The organism is Thermodesulfovibrio sp. Kuro-1, from assembly GCF_006538445.1.
Classification (GTDB): domain Bacteria; phylum Nitrospirota; class Thermodesulfovibrionia; order Thermodesulfovibrionales; family Thermodesulfovibrionaceae; genus Thermodesulfovibrio; species Thermodesulfovibrio yellowstonii.
In genome coordinates this window covers 213,957-235,082 of the sequence record NZ_BJKS01000002.1, presented here as the reverse complement: position 1 = coordinate 235,082, position 21,126 = coordinate 213,957, and the positions used below count along the sequence as shown (strand labels likewise).

At 32.5% G+C, this 21,126-nt stretch carries 20 protein-coding genes; 4 read left to right on the top strand and 16 right to left on the bottom strand.

Translation table 11 applies throughout. The annotated features are described in order from the left end of the window. Nucleotide 1: 1 nt before the first annotated feature. The 9 genes from FLY87_RS03430 to FLY87_RS03380 form a co-directional block, all read right to left on the bottom strand. The gene (locus FLY87_RS03430; RefSeq protein ID WP_012546353.1) at nt 2-1,546 is read right to left on the bottom strand and encodes an Rne/Rng family ribonuclease; all 1,545 of its coding nucleotides are present in this window, start codon (nt 1,544-1,546) and stop codon (nt 2-4) included. Beyond that, nucleotides 1,543-3,960 (bottom strand): TIGR03960 family B12-binding radical SAM protein, encoded by a 2,418-nt coding sequence (locus FLY87_RS03425; protein ID WP_012545608.1) that lies wholly within the window; start codon nt 3,958-3,960, stop codon nt 1,543-1,545. The genes FLY87_RS03430 and FLY87_RS03425 overlap by 4 nt, the downstream gene beginning before the upstream one ends. 36 nt (nt 3,961-3,996) lie before the next feature. Next, on the bottom strand, nt 3,997-4,188 hold the full coding sequence (locus FLY87_RS10395; protein WP_181405974.1) for an EAL domain-containing protein: 192 nt from the start codon (nt 4,186-4,188) through the stop codon (nt 3,997-3,999). A 34-nt stretch (nt 4,189-4,222) separates the two neighbouring features. Beyond that, nucleotides 4,223-7,078, bottom strand: coding sequence for a PAS domain S-box protein (locus FLY87_RS10100; protein WP_181405973.1), 2,856 nt, complete (start codon nt 7,076-7,078; stop codon nt 4,223-4,225). 1 nt (nt 7,079) lies between these two features. Next, complete coding sequence (locus FLY87_RS03400) at nt 7,080-7,955, bottom strand: methyl-accepting chemotaxis protein (RefSeq protein WP_012545130.1); 876 nt, start codon at nt 7,953-7,955, stop codon at nt 7,080-7,082. A gap of 12 nt (nt 7,956-7,967) precedes the next feature. Then, nucleotides 7,968-8,756, bottom strand: coding sequence for an MBL fold metallo-hydrolase (locus FLY87_RS03395; protein WP_051345807.1), 789 nt, complete (start codon nt 8,754-8,756; stop codon nt 7,968-7,970). A 53-nt stretch (nt 8,757-8,809) separates the two neighbouring features. Beyond that, complete coding sequence (locus FLY87_RS03390) at nt 8,810-11,461, bottom strand: cytochrome C (RefSeq protein ID WP_141266304.1); 2,652 nt, start codon at nt 11,459-11,461, stop codon at nt 8,810-8,812. Continuing rightward, the gene (locus FLY87_RS03385; RefSeq protein ID WP_141266303.1) at nt 11,458-12,504 is read right to left on the bottom strand and encodes a hypothetical protein; all 1,047 of its coding nucleotides are present in this window, start codon (nt 12,502-12,504) and stop codon (nt 11,458-11,460) included. The genes FLY87_RS03390 and FLY87_RS03385 overlap by 4 nt, the downstream gene beginning before the upstream one ends. A 343-nt stretch (nt 12,505-12,847) precedes the next feature. Further along, entirely contained in the window at nt 12,848-14,092 is a 1,245-nt protein-coding gene (locus FLY87_RS03380) for an ATP-binding protein (RefSeq protein WP_141266302.1), read from the bottom strand. A 109-nt stretch (nt 14,093-14,201) separates the two neighbouring features. Here FLY87_RS03380 and FLY87_RS03375 point away from each other — a divergent pair, with 109 nt between their 5' ends. Both FLY87_RS03375 and FLY87_RS03370 read left to right on the top strand, forming a co-directional pair. Further along, nucleotides 14,202-14,546: a DUF4258 domain-containing protein gene (locus tag FLY87_RS03375; protein ID WP_181405972.1), complete on the top strand. Its 345-nt coding sequence runs from the start codon at nt 14,202-14,204 to the stop codon at nt 14,544-14,546. Then, the gene (locus FLY87_RS03370; protein WP_012545030.1) at nt 14,524-14,730 is read left to right on the top strand and encodes a DUF2283 domain-containing protein; all 207 of its coding nucleotides are present in this window, start codon (nt 14,524-14,526) and stop codon (nt 14,728-14,730) included. The genes FLY87_RS03375 and FLY87_RS03370 overlap by 23 nt, the downstream gene beginning before the upstream one ends. Nucleotides 14,731-14,743: 13 nt before the next feature. Here the strand turns inward: FLY87_RS03370 and FLY87_RS10390 are convergent, their stop codons facing one another. From FLY87_RS10390 to FLY87_RS03345, 5 genes are read right to left on the bottom strand one after another with little or no spacing between them, the layout of a single operon-like run. Further along, nucleotides 14,744-15,016, bottom strand: a complete 273-nt coding sequence (locus tag FLY87_RS10390) for an HD-GYP domain-containing protein (RefSeq protein ID WP_373920409.1) — start codon at nt 15,014-15,016, stop codon at nt 14,744-14,746. 26 nt (nt 15,017-15,042) lie between these two features. Beyond that, nucleotides 15,043-15,378 carry a hypothetical protein gene (locus FLY87_RS03360; protein ID WP_012546706.1) on the bottom strand — a complete coding sequence of 112 codons (336 nt, stop codon included), beginning with the start codon at nt 15,376-15,378 and terminating at the stop codon, nt 15,043-15,045. After that, nucleotides 15,375-15,827 carry a ClpXP protease specificity-enhancing factor SspB gene (locus FLY87_RS03355; RefSeq protein ID WP_012545983.1) on the bottom strand — a complete coding sequence of 151 codons (453 nt, stop codon included), beginning with the start codon at nt 15,825-15,827 and terminating at the stop codon, nt 15,375-15,377. The genes FLY87_RS03360 and FLY87_RS03355 overlap by 4 nt, the downstream gene beginning before the upstream one ends. Further along, nucleotides 15,824-16,597: a prolipoprotein diacylglyceryl transferase gene (lgt, locus tag FLY87_RS03350; protein WP_028842200.1), complete on the bottom strand. Its 774-nt coding sequence runs from the start codon at nt 16,595-16,597 to the stop codon at nt 15,824-15,826. Before lgt ends, FLY87_RS03355 begins: the two co-directional genes overlap by 4 nt. Next, the gene (locus FLY87_RS03345) at nt 16,576-16,923 is read right to left on the bottom strand and encodes a nucleotidyltransferase domain-containing protein (protein WP_012546786.1); all 348 of its coding nucleotides are present in this window, start codon (nt 16,921-16,923) and stop codon (nt 16,576-16,578) included. Before FLY87_RS03345 ends, lgt begins: the two co-directional genes overlap by 22 nt. Nucleotides 16,924-16,963: 40 nt before the next feature. Between FLY87_RS03345 and FLY87_RS03340 the strand changes: the two genes are divergently transcribed. Beyond that, nucleotides 16,964-18,361 carry an MASE3 domain-containing protein gene (locus FLY87_RS03340; RefSeq protein ID WP_141266301.1) on the top strand — a complete coding sequence of 466 codons (1,398 nt, stop codon included), beginning with the start codon at nt 16,964-16,966 and terminating at the stop codon, nt 18,359-18,361. On the opposite strand, the gene FLY87_RS03335 is transcribed toward FLY87_RS03340, so the two are convergent. Then, entirely contained in the window at nt 18,358-19,029 is a 672-nt protein-coding gene (locus FLY87_RS03335; protein ID WP_141266300.1) for a ubiquinone/menaquinone biosynthesis methyltransferase, read from the bottom strand. The two genes, FLY87_RS03340 and FLY87_RS03335, sit on opposite strands and share 4 nt — an antisense overlap. A 36-nt stretch (nt 19,030-19,065) precedes the next feature. On the opposite strand from FLY87_RS03335, the gene FLY87_RS03330 reads away from it, so the two are divergent. Further along, nucleotides 19,066-19,956, top strand: a complete 891-nt coding sequence (locus FLY87_RS03330) for a radical SAM protein (RefSeq protein WP_141266299.1) — start codon at nt 19,066-19,068, stop codon at nt 19,954-19,956. Here the strand turns inward: FLY87_RS03330 and tgt are convergent. Then, nucleotides 19,874-21,025: a tRNA guanosine(34) transglycosylase Tgt gene (tgt, locus tag FLY87_RS03325; protein WP_141266298.1), complete on the bottom strand. Its 1,152-nt coding sequence runs from the start codon at nt 21,023-21,025 to the stop codon at nt 19,874-19,876. The genes FLY87_RS03330 and tgt overlap by 83 nt on opposite strands. Nucleotides 21,026-21,126 lie beyond the last annotated feature (101 nt).

The window sequence follows — 21,126 nt, the reverse complement described above, 5'->3', positions numbered from 1 at the left end:
TCTATGAAATGTTTTTGTGAAGAGAGTAGTTTTCTTGATGTAGCATAGAATCTTTTTTTATTGTGATTCTTATTTTTTTTATGTTTTCAATCTCTTCTATTGAGTCTCTTTCTTCATCTGTTAAAAGGTCAGCTACAGAAGGATTTGCAACTACAGTCAATTCTGCTCCCTGAGGAACTGTCATAAATTTAAGTTTTCTCAAAATTTCATAGGCTACACTTCTTATGCTTTTTACTCTTCCTTTACCTTCACAGTATGGACAGCTATCACATAAAATGTGTTCAAGACTTTCTCGGGTTCTTTTTCTTGTCATCTGAACTATTCCGAGTTCTGTGATATTATAAATTGTTGTTTTTGCTCGGTCTTTTTTCATCACCTCGGTCATGGCATTTATAATTTTTTGTTTGTTTTCTTCTTTTTCCATATCTATAAAATCAATTAATATAATTCCTCCAAGATTTCTGAGTCTGATTTGATAGGCTATTTCTTTAACTGCTTCAAGGTTTGTTCTCAAGATAGTATCTTCAAGATTTTCTTTGCCAACAAATTTGCCTGTATTTACATCTATAACAGTCATTGCTTCTGTTTGGTCAATTACAATATATCCTCCAGATTTTAACCATACTTTACGCTCCAGAGCTCTATCAAGGTCAACTTCTATACCGAAAGCATCAAAAATTGGCTCTTCACCTTCATAGAGTTCTATTTTATCAGCAATTCTGGGAAAATAAACCTGTGCAAATTCTTTGAGTCTTTGCCATTCAATGTAACTGTCAATTATCATCCTGTCTACATTTTGACTCATAAAATCTCTCAGGCTTCTTAAAACAAGGTCAAACTCACTATGAATAAGAGAAGGTGCGTGGGTTTTATCTTTCTTTTTTTGAATATTGTCCCATAAAAGAAAAAGGAAATCAATATCTTTCTGAATTTCCTCCTCTGTAGCATCCTCACTCACTGTTCTCATAATTAAACCAAATCCTGGTGGCTTAATTTTTGCTGCAAGTTCTTTTAATTCTTTTCTCTTTTCTTCATCTTCTATTTTTCTTGACACACCAATATGTTCCATGCCTGGCATAAGAACAACATATCTTCCAGGTAGAGTTATTCTTGATGTAACCCTTGCTCCTTTTGTTCCCATTGGATCTTTTGCAACCTGAACAAGTATTTCCTGCCCTTCCTGAACAAGCTCTTCTATAGAAATATCTTTAAAGTCAAGTTTAATTTCTTCAGGTTTGCGACTTTTTGAAAGTTCCTCAAATTTTGGGATAATCTCTGTTTCTTCGTCTCCTTCCAGAAATGGATAAAGTTCTTTAATTCCACCCTTTATATCATCTACATAAAGAAAAGCAGCTTTATCCAGTCCTATGTCAACAAAACAAGCCTGCATACCTTTTAAAACCTTAACGACTTTTCCTTTATAGATATTTCCTACATAGCTTGAATCTCCTTTTCTTTCAATATAAAATTCAACAACCTGTCCTCCCTCAAGTAGGGCAACACGGCACTCCTGTCTTGTTACATTAATTAAAAGTTCATTGCTCAAGGTTCTACTAAGCCTCCTTTATAGCCATACATTTGTATTCTTTTAATATTCAACTCCTTTGCTGAGATGCCTGTAAGAGCTTCAACAATCTCAGTTATTCTTGCCTTAGCTTCACTATCTTTAACTATTATACATAGTTCATCATCATAAATCTGAATTTCCTCAATGAAATCTTTAAGCATATAAGTCTTTTCATTTCTTCTTATTTCTTTATTTTCCATATCCTTAATTTCAATCTTTAATGTCTTTGGATAATTTATTAGATATTTATATCTTTGCACAAAGGCATTCAAAGAAGGAGTTTGAGGGTCTATTACCTTAGCAGATATTATTCTTAAGCCCTCAGGAAAAACTTTGTTTAATCTCTCTAAGTATTCAGATTTGAAGTCTCCATAAATTTTTAGATCAAAATATTCTGCCTCACTTTCAATTCCAACAGGCAGAGAAGGGCAGAAAGATATTTCTGGCTTTGGATGAAATCCTTTTGAAAGCACAAAAGGAATTTTTGCCATTCTTAAGGCTCTTGTAAGGAGATTGCTCAGTTCAAGCTGAGAAAGATATTTCATTGCTCCCAACTTAGTGTGGCAGAATCGGACTATCGTGATTTTGTTTTCAGGAGAAATTTTTTGCTCAGATTCTGAATAATTAAAACTCTTTTCATATTTAATCTGAGGTTTTCCTTCTTTTAATTGGCAACTTAGTCCACAGGCTTCGCATGTAATTGTGCATTCATTGCTTTTTTGAGTTTTAAAAGCCCTTTCAAACTCTCTTACAAGAAACTCTCTTTTAACTCCTGTATCTATAAAATCCCACGGAAGAGACTGAAAAATTGGGTAATTTTTTGTTGCATAAGAAAACAGGTCAACTCCTGTCTGCTCCATTGCAGAGAGCCATCTCTGAAAATCAAAAAGATCTGTCCATGATGATAAAGCTTCTCCCTTTTGCCATGCCTCATATATGACTTCACCAACCTTTTCATCTCCTCGTGCAATTGCAGCTTCAAGAAGGCTCATATTTGGATTGTGCCCTTTATAGTGAATTCTACTTTTATGAAAAGCATTTCTTATGAAGTCAAGCTTTTTCTTTATTTCATCAAAGGGAATCTGTGCAAGCCACTGAAATGGAGTATGAGGCTTTGGAATAAATGGAGAGACAGTAACATTTATATCAACGAATTTTTTAGTATAAACTCTGGCTAATTTTATGATTTTTCTTGCTAAGGTAACAATTTCCTCAATATCTTCATCAGTCTCGGTGGGCAGCCCTATCATAAAATATAGTTTTATACCAAGCCAGCCCTCTTCAAAAAGGAGTGCGCAGGCTTTTTCAATGTCTTCATTGGAGATATTTTTGTTTATTACACATCTAAGCCTTTCTGTTGCAGCTTCTGGAGCAATAGTAAAGCCTGTTTTTCTTGTAAGTTTTATTTTCTGAAGCAGTTCTTTACTAACTTTGTCTGCCCTTATTGAAGGGAGCGAAATTGCAACTCCCTGATTGGAAAAATTTTTATTTAGAATATCTATTAACTCCATAAGATAGGGATAATGTCCGATGCTAAAAGAAAGAAGAGAAATCTCTTCATAGCCTGTGCATTCAACTGATTTTTTTGCGATTTCTAAAATTTTTTCAGGAGTTCTTATACGAAGGGGTCTGTAAATCATGCCAGCTTGGCAGAACCTGCATCCAGAGGGACATCCGCGGGAGACTTCAATGGATACTCTGTCATGGACTATCTTCATATAGGGCAGTATGGGCGATGTTGGGAATTCAGCATTATTTATATTTTTTATAAATCTTCTCCTTACAGTTTTTTTACCCATGTAGGGGACATAAAAACCTTCAATCTGACTTATTCTGTTGAGCAACTCTTCTTTTCTACCCTGAGAAATCTTCCATTCCCGATATAGATTAATTAGTTCAATAACTGCTTCTTCTCCTTCCCCAATTAAAAAAGCATCTATGAATTTAGACATAGGAAGCGGATTGGAAACACATGGACCTCCTGCAATTATAAGTGGCTGTTTTTCATTTAATCTTTCCTGCCAAAGTAAAGGAATTTGGGCAAGGCTGAGCATATTAAGCACAGATGGATAGGAAAGCTCATACTGAAGGCTAAATCCAACTATATCAAAATCTTTAAGAGGAGTTTTTGTCTCAAGGGAATAGAGAGGCAATCTTTTATTTTTCATATATTCCTGTAAATCAATCCAAGGCGAAAATACTCTTTCTGCATAAACATCGTGAATTTTATTGAGAATATGATAAAGAATTTTAAGACCAAGATGGGACATTCCTATTTCATAAATATCAGGAAAGCAGAGGGCAAATTTTATAAGATTTTTGTCTTCTTTTATTACAGAATTAATTTCTTTGTTAATGTATCTTGTTGGTTTTTCAAAATAGAGAAGATTCATACCTTAATTAAAACAAAGGGAAACTCTTTTATGCAATCAAACTGCAATCTTTTTTTCTGGAAGAGGCTTTGAAAATAAAAATCCTTGAACAAAGTCGCAGTCCATTGTTTTTAAAATTTTAAACTGTTTTTCTGTTTCAACTCCCTCTGCTAAAGTCATTTTTTCAAGTTTTTTAGCAAGACCTATTATTGTTTCAACAATTGCAAGACTTTTTTTATCCTCAACCATATCTTTGATAAAACTTTTGTCTATTTTTACAATATCAACTAAGATAACTCATTGATGAATAACCTGTTCCAAAATCATCTATAGCAATTTTGGGTGGATTTTTCATTCGTTTTATATCAGAAAGAATTTGCATTGTATACTCGGGATTATTAATAAAAATTCTTTCTGTAATTTCTATTGTAAGTTTATTTCTTATTTCCGATGTAATTTCTGACAGAATAGGTATAAGAATTGGATTACTAAAAGTTTTTCCTGAAATATTAAGAGAAATATTTGTACCCCACTTTTTTATTTTTTCAGTGACTTCATTGATTGCCCAATTTTCAAAACTGCTTAGATATTGACTATTTTCTAAATAGTCAATAAAGAAATCAGGAGTATACAGTTTTCCATCTCTATCAATAATCCTCACAAGAGCTTCAAATCCTGCAATTTTTAAAGTTTTGGTATAAAAGTATGGTTGATAATAAAAGGTAAACAGTTTCTCTTCTGAGGCTTTTTTAATTAAATTAAAAACTTCCCATAGTTTTTCAGCTTCTTTTTCAATCGCAGCATCAAAAAACTGAATTATCCCAGACCCTGCTTTTTTAGTTTGCTGTAAGGTAATATCAGCTCTTTCATAAAGGGTTTTAAAACTTTTTCCATCCTTTGGGAAAATAGAGATCGCTGCATTAATATTTATGGAGATAATTTTATTATCTATATTAAAAACAGAGTTATTTAATTCATATAATTTAGAGTAAGCTTTGTATATGTCATCAGTGGTTTCTGCAATTAGATAAATTCCAAAGCTATCAGCAGCTATCCTTGCTATAGAATCTGTATTTTCAAAAGATTTTTTTATTTTCTCTGCAAACTGTATTAAAATCTGGTCACCGGCATGAATGCCGTGAATTTTGTTTATATAAGTCATATCATAGATATCTATAAGAATAAGCAATCCAAAAACATCAGTTTCATTTAATTTTTGAGATACATTTACTGTAAATCCATTCATATTAAGAAGACCTGTAAGAGCATCATAGTTTTGAAGTCTTTGCACTCTTTCAGAAAGTCTGATTTTTTCAGTTACGTCTCTTGCAACAGCAACAAATCTAAGAATATTACCAGGAAGTTTTACTGGAATAATTTTTAAATCTACATGGAAAATTTCTCCATCTTTTTTTCTGTTCGGTGTAATTGCATTAAAAATTTTACCAGAAAGAATAGTATCCCACAGTTCTTTATAAAACTCTGGAGGATTAAGTCCTGATTTAAATATTCTCGGATTTTTTCCGATGAGTTCCTCTTTGCTGTATCCACTAATTCTTTCAACAGCTTCATTGACATAGATAATATTCCCATTTTCATCTGTAACAAGTATCCATGTATCAGAATTTTTAAGTGCTTCTGCAATGATGGTGTTATGTCTTATCCTTTCAACTCTTTCAAGAGCAAAAGCAATATCATGTTGAATCTCTTTCAGTATATCCAGGTTTATTTCATTAAAAAATTGTGGAAACTCTGAATAAATATTTAGAAATGAAACTACTTTGCCATATTTAAAGAAAGGAATTATACATGATGACCTGAAGCCTGTTTTAGTATATTCTTCTGATTCCGAGTTTATAACAATTTCACCTTTGACTGATGCACTATCAAGTAAACTATTTAGCATTCCGTAATCAAAATTATCTAAAATGCTTCTATCATCAGCATAAGAATATTCAGGAATAATTCTGTTGTTTTGCTTATCTAATATACCTATCCATGCAAGTTTTAAATTCAATTTTTCCACAAGAGTTTTACAGATTCTGCTATATATCTCTTCTTCAGTTAGTGATTGGGTGATTATTTTATTTATTTCCATCAGAATTTCTTTGAATTTTTCCGCATATTTTTTTGAAGTAATGTCATAAAAAACTAAGAACCCTGAGTAAAGACCTCTAAAAAGTATGGTATTGGCAAGACATTCAACAAATATTACAGAGCCATCTTTTTTCTGAAAACGGATATCATATATTCTTGAGAATTTTTCACCTTTCAGTCTTTTTTTGATACTATCAATAACTTTTTCTCTATCTTCGGAATAAACTATATCAGTAATGCTCATATTATAAAGTTCATTCTCTGAATATCCCAGCAAAGTTCTCATATAGTCATTGCAAAATGCTATTTTTTCATGATAAATAAGGACACCAATATTTGGTGAAGAGATTAAAGCTTCTGAAATATCATGATGAGCCCAATCCTGAAGCATTATATCAAGCTGATTATACAGACTTTTTAAATTTTCAATTTCTTCAGAAGACACTTTTTCAAAATCTTCAATAGAAAGCAGTTCATTTCTAAAATTTTCCATAGAAGAATTCATAAGTATAAAATGAGAAATAGGAAAGCAAAAATCATTTGAAAAAATTAATGCTCTGTCGTCCTTTAGTCTTTCTGAAATTTGAGTATAAATAAAACCTATGTCAGCTTGCTGTTGTCTGACAAGATTAATAACTTCATCATAGCTTTTTACAAAAAGAATATGAAATTTCTTATATTCTTTCTTATGGAACAATAGAGGAAGAAAAAAATATTTCTGATTTATTAAAGCTACCCTGATTATATCTTTTTCAGAAAAGTAAGATTGTGAAAATATACTACATAAACTTTCATTTTTATTTTTGAGTTTACTTAGTACTGCATAGCCTTTTTCAATAAGGGTAATGGTAGTATCTGGATTAGCATAGTAAAAATCATAACTTTGCTCATTAAAACATATTTCTGAAAAATCACTAAATCTTTTAAGTCTGATTTCTTTTTTTATAATCTTTGAGATTTTATTAGCAATTTCACCCCATTTAACTAATTCTTCTTCTGTACAGTGAGGACATAGAGCAAAATATAAAACATTTTCTGACATATTAAAACTTTGTCAACTTGGAAATTTCATCATTAACTTTAATCACTGTAGAGAAAACCTTATAGGTTTCATTAAGCATAGAGGCAGTATTTGTAATTCTTTTTGAAACATCTGTTAAAACCTGACTTTGTTCTTCAATAGCAGTTGAAAGAGTGTTTACCGCATCACCAACTGTATCTGACATGGTTTTTGTTTTTTCAAAGGACTGTCTTATATTTTTTATGTCCTCCTCTATACTTGAAAAGAGTTCTCTTATTTTTTCAACCTCTCCTACTGCAGAGATAACACGGTCTTTAAGATCACCAAGAATTTTACCTATATCTTTTGTTAAGGCTTCTGTTTTCTGAGAAAGTTTTCTTATCTCATCAGCTACAACTGCAAAACCTCTTCCAGCTTCACCAACCCTTGCTGCTTCAATTGAGGCATTAAGAGCAAGAAGATTGGTTTGGTCTGCCACATCTGAAATAGCTGTTACAACATTACCAATATTCTCTGTAGCATGTCCCAGGTCTTTTATATTGGTGACAACCTCAATAATTTTGCTATTATGAGCTTCTATGTCCCTTACTCTCTTTTCTAATTCTTGATCCATTGCTTCATTCTGAATCACCATTTCCTTAACTTCTTCATTAATTGAAGCAACACTCTTAGACATGTCTCTTATAGTTGTGTCTATCTCTTCCATGGCAGTTGCTATTGAGGATACTTCATCTTTTATTCTTGTAAAGTTAGAGTCAATCAGTCCCATTGTATTTGAGATTGTTGAACCTACAAGATTTGATTTTATTATTCCCGAAGATAGAGTTTTAATGAGAGAAAGATTTATATCAACCATTTTTTTGCTGTCAGAACTAATTTTCTTTTTTCTAAAAAACATTATAGCCTCCTCCTATCTGTAAAATTCATCTGCAATGTCTACACCACATCTTAAACCACTTAGCCAATTAAAAAATTTCTGAATGTGTTCTTTTTTATAGATGATAGCTCCATGCTGTGGTGCAATTATATTGATGTCAAGCTTTGATACCCTTTCAAGATATTTTCTTACTACACTATTTGAAGCAAGGTATCTACGATGGAATCCTTCCATAAGCTTAAGATGACTGTCAAAGTCTTCAACATAAGTATATCTATGACCTTTAGGAAATATGGCTGCACCGAGGTCTCCTGTAAACAAAATTTTTGAACGAGGATCATAGACATGAAAGTTTGCTACAGAATGAAGGAAGTGGGCAGGAATTATCTCAAGATAGTCTCCAGTTGGAAGACTAATTCTGCCTCCGCCTTCTTCTATTGGAACAATTTTATTCATATCAAAAATCCCATAATGAGGAAGGAATCTTACCCACCATTTTGATATGTAAACTTTTGCATTTGTAACACTGAGCCAGAGGGCAACACCTGAAGACACATCAGGGTCCTGATGGGAGAAAAATAGATGCTCTATCCTTTCAAGGTCTACATATCTTGAAACATTGGCAACAACTCTTGGGAAAACATGAACTCCTCCAGGATCAAGAATGACACCAACTCCTTTATTTTCTATTAAATACTGATTAACCTGAACAAGCCCTTCTTCTTCATGCTCTTCCCATCCAAGCCATATAAATTTATGTGTTCCATCATCATATAGAGTATCACCTCTTACAATATCAACTTCCTTGTTTAAGATAGGCATAATTTATCCTCCAAATTAGAATAATTTTAATTTTCATTTTACCAAAAAATTATCTATTGTGGTAAAGCTTTTTTATTTCTGAAGGCTCTAATCATGTTTGCATGGTGATAGTTTCCTTGCATTTTAACTCTATGACATACCTCACATTTCATCTCAGAAGATATTGGCATAGGAGTTCTCTGATACTGTATAGGCTGAATATTATCTCTGTTTTTGCCATACTCATTGAATGATGGATAGGTTGCATGGGGAGAACTATGGCAGGCTATGCAAGGAATTTTTCCTGTGTTATCCTTTTTATTTCTATAAAGTTCTGACACATCAATAGTCCATTTATTGAAAGCTTTAACATTTTCTTTGGGTTTCTGGAATCCTACATGGCAGTTGAGACAATCTGGTTGTTGAATCCATGATTTCCTCTGCGTTATTTCGGATATTAGTGTTTCAGGCTTGAGGTTTCTAAGCAATAATTTAGATGTTCTTGTTCCCTGCTGGGAAAGAAGTATAGAGGAGGCATGTTCATCAAGTTTTCCATGACATTGGGTGCATCCGATTCCTAATTTTGCATGTATATCTCTGTTGCATCTTGTATTACCTTTTGCATCATTAGGATGGCATAGGTTGCAGGCTCTTTCGTCTTTCCATGGAATGTAGTTAGCATGCCAGCCATGCATAGATGCTGAAAAGCTGTTATGTCCCTTTACTCCCTCTGATTTCACAATAAAGTCCTCATGACATTTCTGGCACATCTGAGGTTTACCTTTAAGGGCAGATTCAAGAAGTTTTGTTCCATTATTTCTGTCATGAACCCTTAAAATATTTATTGCTGTTTCATCAGAGATTCCTGAAATACCTCTCCATCTTGGTTTTCCTCCATGACACTCAAAACATTTTAATTCTGTTGAGACAGGTGCAACAAACTTTGTAGTCTGAAGAATTTTACCAGTTGCTTTTTCAACTGCCTTTATCTCAAATATAGGATAAGGATTAAATACCCCATCATCTCTGTAAGGCAGAACTGGTATGCCTTCAGCAGAGAATATTTTTTTGTCCTTATCATATTCAAAGACTCCTTTAAGAGCTTTGCCAGTAAGTCCAACATTTTCAGGTATCTTTTTACCTTTAAGAGATTGGGAATACTTCCAGAAATCTGAATGCATTGATGGGTTTTCGTATCCTTTCTGAACTTCATAGTGAATCTCTACTCCTTCAGAGATAATCTCTGGTTTTTTCCCTCTTTTTATAAGTATTGCTTGAAAAGAAGAGCCAGGATAAAGAAAGGAAAACCATTTGTCTGAATCAGTAACACATTTCTCACCAAGACTGCTCCATGCAAGAAGCACATATTCATCTTTTTGACTATCAAAAGGTGGTATGGCAATATCCTCTTTTTTGGGTTTAAACTCTGTTAATTTTGTCTCTTTATCTCCATGAAGGCTAACAATAAATGTTGCCAAAGCTTTCATTTCTGTTTCATTACCGATGAATTTGGGCATATAGTCAAGAATTTTACCCTGTCCATAAAGCTGTGAAATTACCCCTAAATATGTGAGACCCTTTGTTTTTTCAACTATATCATTTTTAACTCCTTTTATTGTGTGGCAACTAAGGCATTGAAGATTAAATAACTCTCTTCCTGCAATTAGTTTATTTTCCTCTGTGACTTCTCTGATAGTAGTCCATTTAGCATTTTTGAGGAATCCTTCCTTGTTTAGCTTTTTTTCATCAGCTACCATTATTGATGGCGAATACATATATCCATAGATTACATATGGTTTTCTTGCATACTCTCTCATGTATTCAAATCCTGCCATCCATAAAAGCCCCACCAAAAGAAGAATAAAAACAGCAATTCTATGTAGCAACTTTGATGTTCTAAAAACTAAAATTAAACTTAAAAGATAAAGTATCACTGAGGCTGTTATAAATACATTTACCGCATTAGCTGTCTGTTTGTTAAGCATGAAGTTTGTAAGTCTTGCATTTTCAGGAATAGAGTAGAAATACCAGAGTCCTGAAATAATAAGAAAAGGCAGAGGAATATAAAGCCATTTTACACAGTATCTAAGGAATTCCTGCCTCAGCTTATCTTCTTTTTCAAATACTGCAGTAACAAATCCGAATAGTCCTGCAAACATTATGCAAATTGCGGTTCTAAATACAAGTCCTGGGAGATTAGTTGGATTAAAAAATCCATCCCAGAAACTATGTGTTCTAAGCCATTGTCCAGGAGTAAGCATAAATGTAATGATACCATTGATTACAAAGAGACTTAGCCATGCTGAAGCAGCGTATATAAAGGCAATTCTTAAGCGATTTTTATCTGAGAGTGTTTCAAACTTGTAGTGATAAATAAGTAAAGAAACAATTTCTACAATAAAAAACACCCACTCAATTGCCCATGCAAATACAAAGGTATGAATAAGAAGAGAAGTAGCCCAGGGACTTGAAAGAGCTATTATAAACCATATCCCAACACCTGTTACACCACCAAAAACCATTGTAAGTAATAAGAAAAACCAAACATGTTTACGGACATACTGTCTTAGTGATATATTGCCTTCCCGAACACTTTTAAGGTCTGTAAGCCAAAGAAATATTCCACCGCCAACGGCAAAGTGAGAAATAAATACATGAAACACTGCAATTATTGCAACTAAAGTGCCTGAATTAAAGTAGTAAAGTTCCCATACAGGATAATTCATTTCTTAGCCTCTTTTATTTTTGAGAAAGTAATTTTGAGCATATAGAAAATGACAGCTATCCCTAAAAGCAGTATAACTAAGAATATGGTAAATACATCCCACTGGGGTGAGAGCTTTAGCTGAGAGATATTAAAATTTTCACCTAAATGAAAGACTCTTAAGTTATATCTGTTTATAACCATAAAAACTAAAGTAAAGAACACAAGTAGCACACTGCCTTTAAGATTAGCCTTGAGGGCGATAAAAATAGACAAGAATGCAGTAATAATACTCAAAATAAACACAACTGTTGCAAATAAATCTCCTCCAATATATTTCTGCATAATGTTCTGTGGGAGGCTTAAAATAAACCAGAAACCAATAGCAATCTGAAACATTGTGGCATAGGCAAAGATTTTTAAGCCCTTTCTAACTTTATCTTCAGAGTTTTTCCTAAAGTAAAGGCTATATGCAATGCCACCTACTGCTATTGAAGCTATTAGGAAATGTAAAAATCTTGGATAGATGCTTGCCACATTCCAAAGTAGTATAGTTCCACTTCTATTTGAAAAATAAGTTTCCCACCTTTCAGGCATTTCCATCATGGACAGATTATTTACAAGTATGAAGGCAATATAAAAAATTATGATAATCATAATAATCAAAGCATACTTTGCAAAACCTGAAACTTCAAATTTTTTGTAATGAAAATAAGAACTATAGTAGGCAATAATTAAAAAAGGTATGATTAAAATCCAGAAAGTTCCCATGAGTATTGAACTCGTGTAGAAAAGATGCCCGAAGACAACCTGAAGAAAAAGCAGCGCAGGAATAGCCATATTTATTCCAAGAGCAAAAAGAATGGGTATTTTTTTAGCCAGAGGTTTGTTTATTATAAAAAAATCTTGTTTTTTATCCCATTGATAAAGAATTATCAGGCTTAGTCCAACAATTGAGTTAATGATAATAATATGTATGAGGAAAAAAAGTTGTTCAAGAATAATAAAAATTTCTGCAGGTGCAGGAATTGGTTCAGTGTAGGGTATTAAATATAATGGATTCATTTTTATGCAAATTTTATCATAGTTTTTTGACAAATTCAAGATGTTTTAGTTGTTATCATATTTGTATTATGAAATGAGTTTGAGGCTGGCAGTTAATATCTCCTAAGTTATAAACTGAGCCTCCAACTGTCATTCCTCTTTTTTCTTGTCATTCCGAACGAAGTGAGGAATCTCCTCATCTGCGATTTAAGCGGGAAATCCTTCGCGTAATATATGATGACACCTATAATCAGTCCCTTGATATGACATTTATAATTATCCCAGATGACCCTTTCGGGTCAGATTCCTCGCACTCATTGCGGGTGTTTGAAATGACAGTTAGTAATTGAACAGTCTTATATAACTACTTGAAACTATAATCAATAAGTTTATAAAAAGGTATTGTTATCACCTCAGTGCCATTTATTTGGCTTTTTTCATAAAGAGAGAGATTGACAATCAGAGCCTGAGGGGGACTGTATCTTTCAATAAAGCTTCTTAGTGCACGGGTTATTTCGGGATTTTTTAAGTTCTTGTATTTTACTTCCAATGGTATCAACGAAACTCCTGTATCAATAATAAAATCTATCTCTGCTTTGTCCTTTGTTCTCCAGAAGTGAATCTGAAAAGCGGTATCCTTAACTTTTTCAAGCAAAGCTAAATAAACAAAGTTCTGAAAAAGAAAGCTATAATCTCTTACTTTGCCAAATTCTCCTATGGAGAAGTTTTTCAATCCAAGGTCATAAAAGTAGTAAACAGGAGATTTAGTTAATTCTTTTCTAAGGTTTCTAAAAAAGGGTGTAATTTTTGAAACTATAAAGGTTTTCTCAAGATACCAGAGATAATCTTTCAGCGTTTTTAATGAAACTCCTATGGTTGTTGATATTTCACTTAGATTTATTGTTTTGCCTACTGAGTCAGCGAGAATTTTAATAAGTTTGCTAAATTCAGGCAGTTTTTGAATTTTAAGTAAATAGTAAATATCCCTTTCAATGTAACTTTGATAAATTTCATTAATTAAATTTAGCTTTTCAGACAGTTCTTCTTCAAGAACAACTCTTGGATAGCCTCCGAAATTCAAGTATTCATCAAACAAGACAAAAGACTTTGATTTCTCTATTGCAAAATACTCTGGAAGTTTTTCTTCATATTTATAGCCTGTTTTATAGTTAATAAACTCTTCAAAACTCAATGTTAAAAGCTCAAAAACTCTTTTTCTGCCTGTCAAAGACTCATGAATCCTCTCTTTCAATTCAACACTTCCAGAACCTGAAACAATAAATTTATAAGGAAGTCCTATATCATATATGCCTTTAAGAAACAAACCTGCATTTTCCTTTTTCTGAATTTCATCAATAAAAACATATCCTTTGTTTTTCCCAAACTCAAGCTCAATACGTCTAAGAAGTGATAACTGAGAATGAAAATGCTCTTTGTCATACTCAATATCAAGATTAAGATAAAGAGTTTTCTCACCACTTTTTTTTAATTCCTCTTCAAGAGTTTTCATTATGGTTGTTTTTCCTGCCTGCCTTGGACCAACAATAAGAGTAATCTCTGGCTTTGTGAGATGTTTTCTTATATCTTCAAGAAGTTTTCTTTTTATCATATTTCTATTTTAGCACGAGAAAATTAAAATAGCAATATCAAAATTATCGGATTCCTCTTTGATGCTACTGCCTTAAATGATTTTGTGTAAGAACATGATATAATAATGAATGATAATAGAAATCATTGAAAAAACGCTTCTTTCAAAGGGAACGATTTATAAATTAAAAATAGACAATAAAATCATAGAGATATTTTTTCTTTCGCATGCAATTGAAAGAATTAAAAAATGGCAACTTAGTGAAAAAATGGTAATTGAAACTCTTTTATTTCCAGAGGAAGTTTTAATTGGACATAGAGGCAGATACATTGCTCATAAAAGATTTGGTAGTCATATTGTAAGAGCTATATATGAGTATGATGAAAAACTTCCTGTTTTAATTACAGTTTATTTCCCGTATATAGATAGATATTTTAAAGGGGGTGATATTTATGAAGATAAAATACTCAAGTGATGCAGACATACTTTTAATTGAACTTAGGGATGGAAAACCCATTGACTCAATTGATTTAAAAGAAGGAGTTATCCTTCATCTTGATGATAAGGGATTGCCAATAGAGATAGAGATACTTGATGCATCAAAAATAGTATCACTTAAAGAAATTAGCGTTATGACGCCATTAGAAGCATCTGCTTAGAAAAATTAAAAACCTATTTATTTTTCTCATAAATTTCCTCTATTTTTGATGCCACTGTCTTAAATGTCTGAAGAACCTGCGGGTCAAAGTGTTGAGGCATGCTTCTTCCGTCTCCCTCTGTGATTATTCTAAAGGCTTTTTCATGTTCAAAGGCTGGTTTATAAGGTCTCTGACTTCGCAAAGCATCATATATATCAGCTATTGTTACAATTCTTGCCTCAAGAGGAATGCTCTCTTCCTTTAAACCATAGGGATATCCAAAAGAATGCTTGTCTGTCTGGTTTATTTCGTGGCTATATATTTAGAAAATTCTCAAGGCATAAATAAATTTATTTCATAATTACCTATACTTACTTTTTCAGCAATGCCTTCCTTCCATAGAATTTCCATTATTTTAAGCTTCTCATCCTTGGGAATAAGAATTATTAGTTTATCACCCTGTGATATCAACTGCTTCCACTTATCAATTCTTTCTGATACAATTTCTTTTTCTGTCACTATGTCAATATATCCTATAACAATGCCATAGCTTAATATCTTCAAATCTGGTGGAGGGTTTTCAAGTTGTTGTATTTCCTGTTGAATTCTGCTTAGTTTTTGTTTAATTTGATGAATTAAAAATTCTTTCAAATGTTTTTCCGCATTCATTTCTTTTTCCTCAATTTTGTAATATCTATTACATTATCTTTTTTCTCCTTCTGTTTTTCATTTTCTTTATCATTTTGAGTTGCGGTAGAAGAATCTCCTTCATCTTTTATTTTAGATTTAAAAACAGGCACTGCAAGCTGAACCCGTAGGTCTGGTGAAAAAACACCAGCAATTGCATTAATAGGGATATAACATTTTTCAGGTGTGTTTCCGAAGACAAGGGTTGCAGTAATTGCATCTTCATCCCAGTTAAATTTCATTCTGTTGTTAAACACCAGAACAAGTCCTCTCTCCTTTTCCTCTGGTAGAAAGCCTCTTTTGCCTATTACAACACTTTCATCATAATCAACAATTATAAAAACTCTTCCTGCAAACTCAAGAATTTCAAAGAAAGTATATTTTTTTAGAGCATTAACTCTGTTGATTAATTCATTTGTAAACTCAATCACTTTCTACTCCTGTAAAAGAATAAACCCAAACCAGCTAATATCATAATACTACATAAAATCTGCCCCATTGTAAAGATTCCTAAGATATAACCAATTTGAGGGTCAGGCTCGCGGAAAAACTCAACAACAAAGCGGAAAATGCCATAAAGAATTAAAAATAGAGAAGAGATGAGTCCAGACTTGTTTAATTTATCTTTTAAAAACCATAAAATTACAAAGAGCAATGCTCCCTCCAGTCCTGCTTCATAAAGCTGGCTGGGATGTCTTGGAAGAGGACCACCTTCTGGGAAAATCATAGCCCAAGGAACATCTGTAACTCTGCCGTAAAGCTCTCCATTAATAAAATTACCAATTCTTCCAAGTCCGAGTCCGATTGGTGCAGTAAGAACAAGCATATCTGTAAGAGTGAAGAAATCAAACTTTTTTATCTTAGTGAAAATCCATGCTGAAAATATTACACCCAGAAGTCCACCATGAAAGGACATACCTCCATGCCAGATAGCAAGAACTTCTAAGGGATTGTGAATATAGTAAGACAGATTATAGAAAAGCACATAACCAATTCTTGCACCAATGAGAAGTCCTAAAATTAAATAAAAATATAGATTTTCAAGGAAATCCTTTTCAACCTTTAGCCCCTTTCTTTTTATTTCACTTTTTACTATTAAATAAGAACAGAGAAAACCAATAAGATACATTAATCCATACCATCGAATTGAAAGAGGACCTATTTTTAAAATTTCTGGATTTATGTTCGGATATGGAAGCATGAATTATTTGGCACTCCCTCACTTTCTATGTTTCTGAAAAACCCTGTTTGATAGGCTTTTTCTTTCTCAAAAGTTTTCATAGATTTAACTATAGGAGAAAAAGGAATATTTGTTTTCAGTTCAAATTCTTGGAAGATATTAATTATTTTGTTTAAAATATCGGCGTTTCTTTCTCTAACAACAATGAGTACATCAAAATCAGATTCACCAGTAAAATCTCCTCTAACCCTTGAACCAAAGGCTACAACAGCAATTAATCCATTCCCAAGAGCCTTTTTAAGTTTTCCAATAATTTTTTTAAGTATCTGTTTTTCAGCTTTAAACATAATCTATTTTATCATAAACTTATTTTGATATAATTGAACAATGAAATTTCTTGAAAAATATGAAGATTTTGTCCTCTTATTTACGACGATTTTAATTATTTCTTTAAGCATAATTTATAGCTATTTGCTTTTTCATACTCTTGCTGAGATTTACAGCATTATCATCGGAACAACGATTTTTATAATCTACCTAAATCTCAGAGATAAAATTGACCAAGGATACGTAAGTCTTTTAGGGATTGCCTATCTATTTGTTTCAATTATTGACCTTATTCATACCCTTGCTTATAAAGGCATGAATATCTTTCAAGGTTTTGACGCTAATCTACCTACTCAACTATGGATATCAGCAAGATATTTAGAAAGCCTAAGTTTTCTATGTGCAACATTATTGATAAATAAAAAAATCAATGTCTATCCTGCAATTTGGATTTATTCTGCTATTACAGTAGCGAATTTTATATCTATTTTTGTCTTTAAAAATTTTCCTGATTGTTACATTGAAGGGCAAGGACTTACAGCTTTTAAAATTTATAGTGAATATGTAATATGTCTGATTTTGGCAGCATCCCTCATAATTCTTAGAAAAAACAAATCTGCTTTTCCAAGAGCCACACTTCTTTATTTACAACTGGCTCTGATTACGACAATCCTTGCAGAACTTTCATTTACTAAATATGTAAGCGTTTATGGTGTTTTCAATTTTATCGGACATATTTTTAAAATAATTTCATTTTTCTTTATTTACAAAGCATTAGTAAAAACAGCACTTACAGACCCTTTTAATTTACTTTGGAAAAAATTAAAGGAAAACGAGGAGAGACTTAAGGAGGCTTACCTTAAATTAAATACTTATATAGAAGTTCTTGACCTTGTTTTTGTTGTTGTTGATAGAAATAAAAATGTTATACGAATTAATCAAAAAGGTGCAGAAAAATTAGGCTATACAAAAGAAGAATTAATTGGTAAGAACTGGTTTGATACAGTGATTCCTCAAGAAGAAAGGGAAAAAATGAAAATTGTATTTGATAGCATAATATCCGGTGAAACTGAACTTGTTGGATATTTTGAAAATAAGATATTAAGAAAAGATGGATTGGAACGAATTTTTGCATGGCATAATACTGTTTTAAAAGATACAAATGGGAAAATAATAGCTGTTGTTAGTGCTGGTGAGGATATAACAGATAAAAAAGTTTATGATGAAAATAGAGAAAAACTTGTAAATGAACTTCAAAAAGCACTTGAAGATATAAGAGTTTTAAAAGGACTTATACCAATTTGTGCATGGTGCAAAAAAATAAGAAATGACGAAGGTTACTGGATGCAGTTAGAAAAGTATCTTCAAGAACATACTGAAGTAGAATTCACACATAGCATATGTCCAGAGTGTTATGAGAAAATCAAAAAGGATATTAAAAAGATGAATAGTTTTTAAATCTTCTCTCCTACATATAGATAAACTACTCCGAAACTTAATGAATGAGTTTTGATATTTTTAAATCCGCAATTCTGTAAAAGTTCAGTAAAATCCTCAGGTTTATAAAATCCCTCTATTGATGCGCCAAGGTATTCGTAAGCAGTCTTAACAGAAAATAGAGAAGCAATAGAAGGAACAATTTTTTTTAAATAAAACAGATAAGGTTTCCTAACAAAACCAGAGGGAAGAGAAAATTCAAGTATGATAATTTTGCCATTATCTTTAATTACTCTATGGATTTCTCTCAAAGCAACTTCTGTTTCATGCATATTTCTGATGCCAAAGGCACAGGTAACTGCATCAAAGATTTTGTCCCTAAATGGAAGCTCATATGCCGAGGCAGATACTGGAGTAAAGTCATTTTGAATTTTTCCCCTTGCAAGCCTGAGCATTTCAAAACTTATATCAACTCCTATAACTTTTGCCCCTTTTTTTAGGAGTTCTTTAGCAGAATCTCCAGTTCCTACTGCAAGGTCTAAAACAAGTTGAGTTTTTTTATTTACAGCTTCTGTTGCCATTTTTTTTCTCCATAGAATATCCTGCCAAAAAGAAAGCAATCTGTTGAGAAAATCATATCGCGAAACTATTTTGTCAAACATAGATTTGATTTCTTGGGTTTCTCTCATATCCAAGAATTATATCATATTGTGACATAATAAACTATGTATATTCGCCAATTTGACCCATGGAAAAGTGAGCTATGCACATGTCCACCAAAGTATTCACTGAATCCATATACTGGATGTGTTCATGGCTGTCTTTACTGTTATGCTTCTTCATATATCAAAAATTTCTTTCATTTGAGGGAAAAGCCTAAGCTTATAGAGAGTTTAAAAAGAGAGATAAAAAAAATTCCTAAAAATTCGCTAATTTCATTATGTAATACTTCTGACCCTTATCCTCCAGTAGAATTTAATAAAAAAATTACAAGAAAATGTTTGGAGATTTTCAAAGACAATGATATGAAAGTTCTCATCATAACCAAAAGTGATATTGTTTTAAGAGACATTGATTTGCTTAAAGAAATGCCTTCTTGCGTAACGATTACAATAACAACATTTAAACATTATAAGAAACTTGAGCCTTATGCTCCTGCACCCATTGAAAGATTTAAAGCTCTTGAAGAGTTAGGTAAAGAGGGTATTCCTACAGGTATAAGGGTTGATCCAATCATACCAATGCTGAATGAAGAAGAAATTGAAGCGATCTTAAAGGCAGCTAAAGATAGTGGTGTAAAGCATGTGATTGCAAGCACATTTAAACCAAGATGGGATAGTTGGCAAAGAATATCTCAGGCTTTTCCTGACATTGCTGGAAAAATTCAAAAACTTTATTTCAAAGATGGAGCAAAAATCTCAAACTCATGGTATTTAGCAAAGCCTTTAAGAAAAGATTTAATCCTTAAAGTAAAACAGACATGTGCTGCCCTCTCTTTAACATTTTCCTCATGTAGGGAAGGCTTTCCAGAGCTTAATAATTCTCCAAGCTGTGATGGAAGTCATTTGATTCCTGATAAAAGTTTTTCTCAAGAACAGGCAGCCATTCTTTTTTGAACTCTTGAAATCTTCTTTCAGCTATAGCCTGTCTCATTTTTTCAAAGAATCTGCAATAAAAGTAAAGATTATGTATTGTGTTAAGCCTCATTGATAGGATTTCTCTACACATATAAAGATGTCTTAAAAAGGCGCGGCTATAGTTTTTGCATGTATAACAATCACAATCTGGATCAAGAGGAGATAAATCTTCTTTAAACTCGCTTCTTTTGATACTTATGCGTCCCTGTGATGTAAAAAGCGTTCCGTTCCTTGCATTTCTTGTTGGTATAACACAATCAAACATATCTATACCGTGTTCTACTGCATGTAGAACATCTATCAAGTCGCCGACTCCCATTAGATAATGAGGTTTATCTTCTGGCATTAGTGGAGATATGTCTTTTACAATTTTATACATATCAGTTTTTGGTTCTCCAACGCTCAAGCCTCCAATTGCATATCCGTGAAAATCAATTTTTAGTAACTCTTCAAGAGCTCTAATTCTTAAATCTGAAAAAACCCCACCTTGAATTATTCCAAAAAGAGCCTGATAGGTATCCTGTTTTTCAAAATGTTCTTTGCATCTTTTTGCCCATTCAGTGGTAAGTTTTATAGATTTTTCAACATATTCTTCGTCTGCTGGATAAGGAATACATTCATCCAAAACCATCATTATATCTGAACCTAAGGCAAGCTGAATATCTATTGCTTTTTCAGGATTTATAAAATGAAGTGAACCATCAATATGTGACCGGAACTCAACTCCCTCTAAGGTTATTTTTCGTAAAGAGGCTAAACTATATATTTGAAATCCTCCGCTATCAGTAAGAATTGGACAATGCCAGTTAATGAATTTATGAATTCCTCCAATCATTTTAATTGTTTCATGTCCTGGTCTTAAATAAAGATGATATGTATTTGAAAGAATGATTTCATATCCAATTTGTCTTACTTCTTCTGGAGTCATTGCTTTGACTGTTCCATTTGTTCCCACAGGCATAAATGCTGGAGTATGGATAATTCCTCTTTGAGTTTCAATTATTCCGGTTCGTGCAAGTCCGTCTTTCTGCAGGATTTTAAATCGCATTTAAATATTTTAACAGGTTGTTGAATGAAAATTCCCGAATTACCAGATATAGAAATGCTGGGTTAAATGAGTTTGCCGCCCTCTGAGACGAGTCAGAGAGC

Coding starts and splice junctions, on each gene's coding strand:
- FLY87_RS03425 (WP_012545608.1), bottom strand. CDS start 3,960: ATGAATCTTCTCTATTTTGAAAAACCAACAAGATACATTAACAAAGAA.
- FLY87_RS10395 (WP_181405974.1), bottom strand. CDS start 4,188: ATGGTTGAGGATAAAAAAAGTCTTGCAATTGTTGAAACAATAATAGGT.
- FLY87_RS10100 (WP_181405973.1), bottom strand. CDS start 7,078: ATGTCAGAAAATGTTTTATATTTTGCTCTATGTCCTCACTGTACAGAA.
- FLY87_RS03400 (WP_012545130.1), bottom strand. CDS start 7,955: ATGTTTTTTAGAAAAAAGAAAATTAGTTCTGACAGCAAAAAAATGGTT.
- FLY87_RS03395 (WP_051345807.1), bottom strand. CDS start 8,756: ATGCCTATCTTAAACAAGGAAGTTGATATTGTAAGAGGTGATACTCTA.
- FLY87_RS03390 (WP_141266304.1), bottom strand. CDS start 11,461: ATGAATTATCCTGTATGGGAACTTTACTACTTTAATTCAGGCACTTTA.
- FLY87_RS03385 (WP_141266303.1), bottom strand. CDS start 12,504: ATGAATCCATTATATTTAATACCCTACACTGAACCAATTCCTGCACCT.
- FLY87_RS03380 (WP_141266302.1), bottom strand. CDS start 14,092: ATGATAAAAAGAAAACTTCTTGAAGATATAAGAAAACATCTCACAAAG.
- FLY87_RS03375 (WP_181405972.1), top strand. CDS start 14,202: ATGATAATAGAAATCATTGAAAAAACGCTTCTTTCAAAGGGAACGATT.
- FLY87_RS03370 (WP_012545030.1), top strand. CDS start 14,524: ATGAAGATAAAATACTCAAGTGATGCAGACATACTTTTAATTGAACTT.
- FLY87_RS03360 (WP_012546706.1), bottom strand. CDS start 15,378: ATGAATGCGGAAAAACATTTGAAAGAATTTTTAATTCATCAAATTAAA.
- lgt (WP_028842200.1), bottom strand. CDS start 16,597: ATGCTTCCATATCCGAACATAAATCCAGAAATTTTAAAAATAGGTCCT.
- FLY87_RS03345 (WP_012546786.1), bottom strand. CDS start 16,923: ATGTTTAAAGCTGAAAAACAGATACTTAAAAAAATTATTGGAAAACTT.
- FLY87_RS03340 (WP_141266301.1), top strand. CDS start 16,964: ATGAAATTTCTTGAAAAATATGAAGATTTTGTCCTCTTATTTACGACG.
- FLY87_RS03335 (WP_141266300.1), bottom strand. CDS start 19,029: ATGAGAGAAACCCAAGAAATCAAATCTATGTTTGACAAAATAGTTTCG.
- FLY87_RS03330 (WP_141266299.1), top strand. CDS start 19,066: ATGTATATTCGCCAATTTGACCCATGGAAAAGTGAGCTATGCACATGT.
- tgt (WP_141266298.1), bottom strand. CDS start 21,025: ATGCGATTTAAAATCCTGCAGAAAGACGGACTTGCACGAACCGGAATA.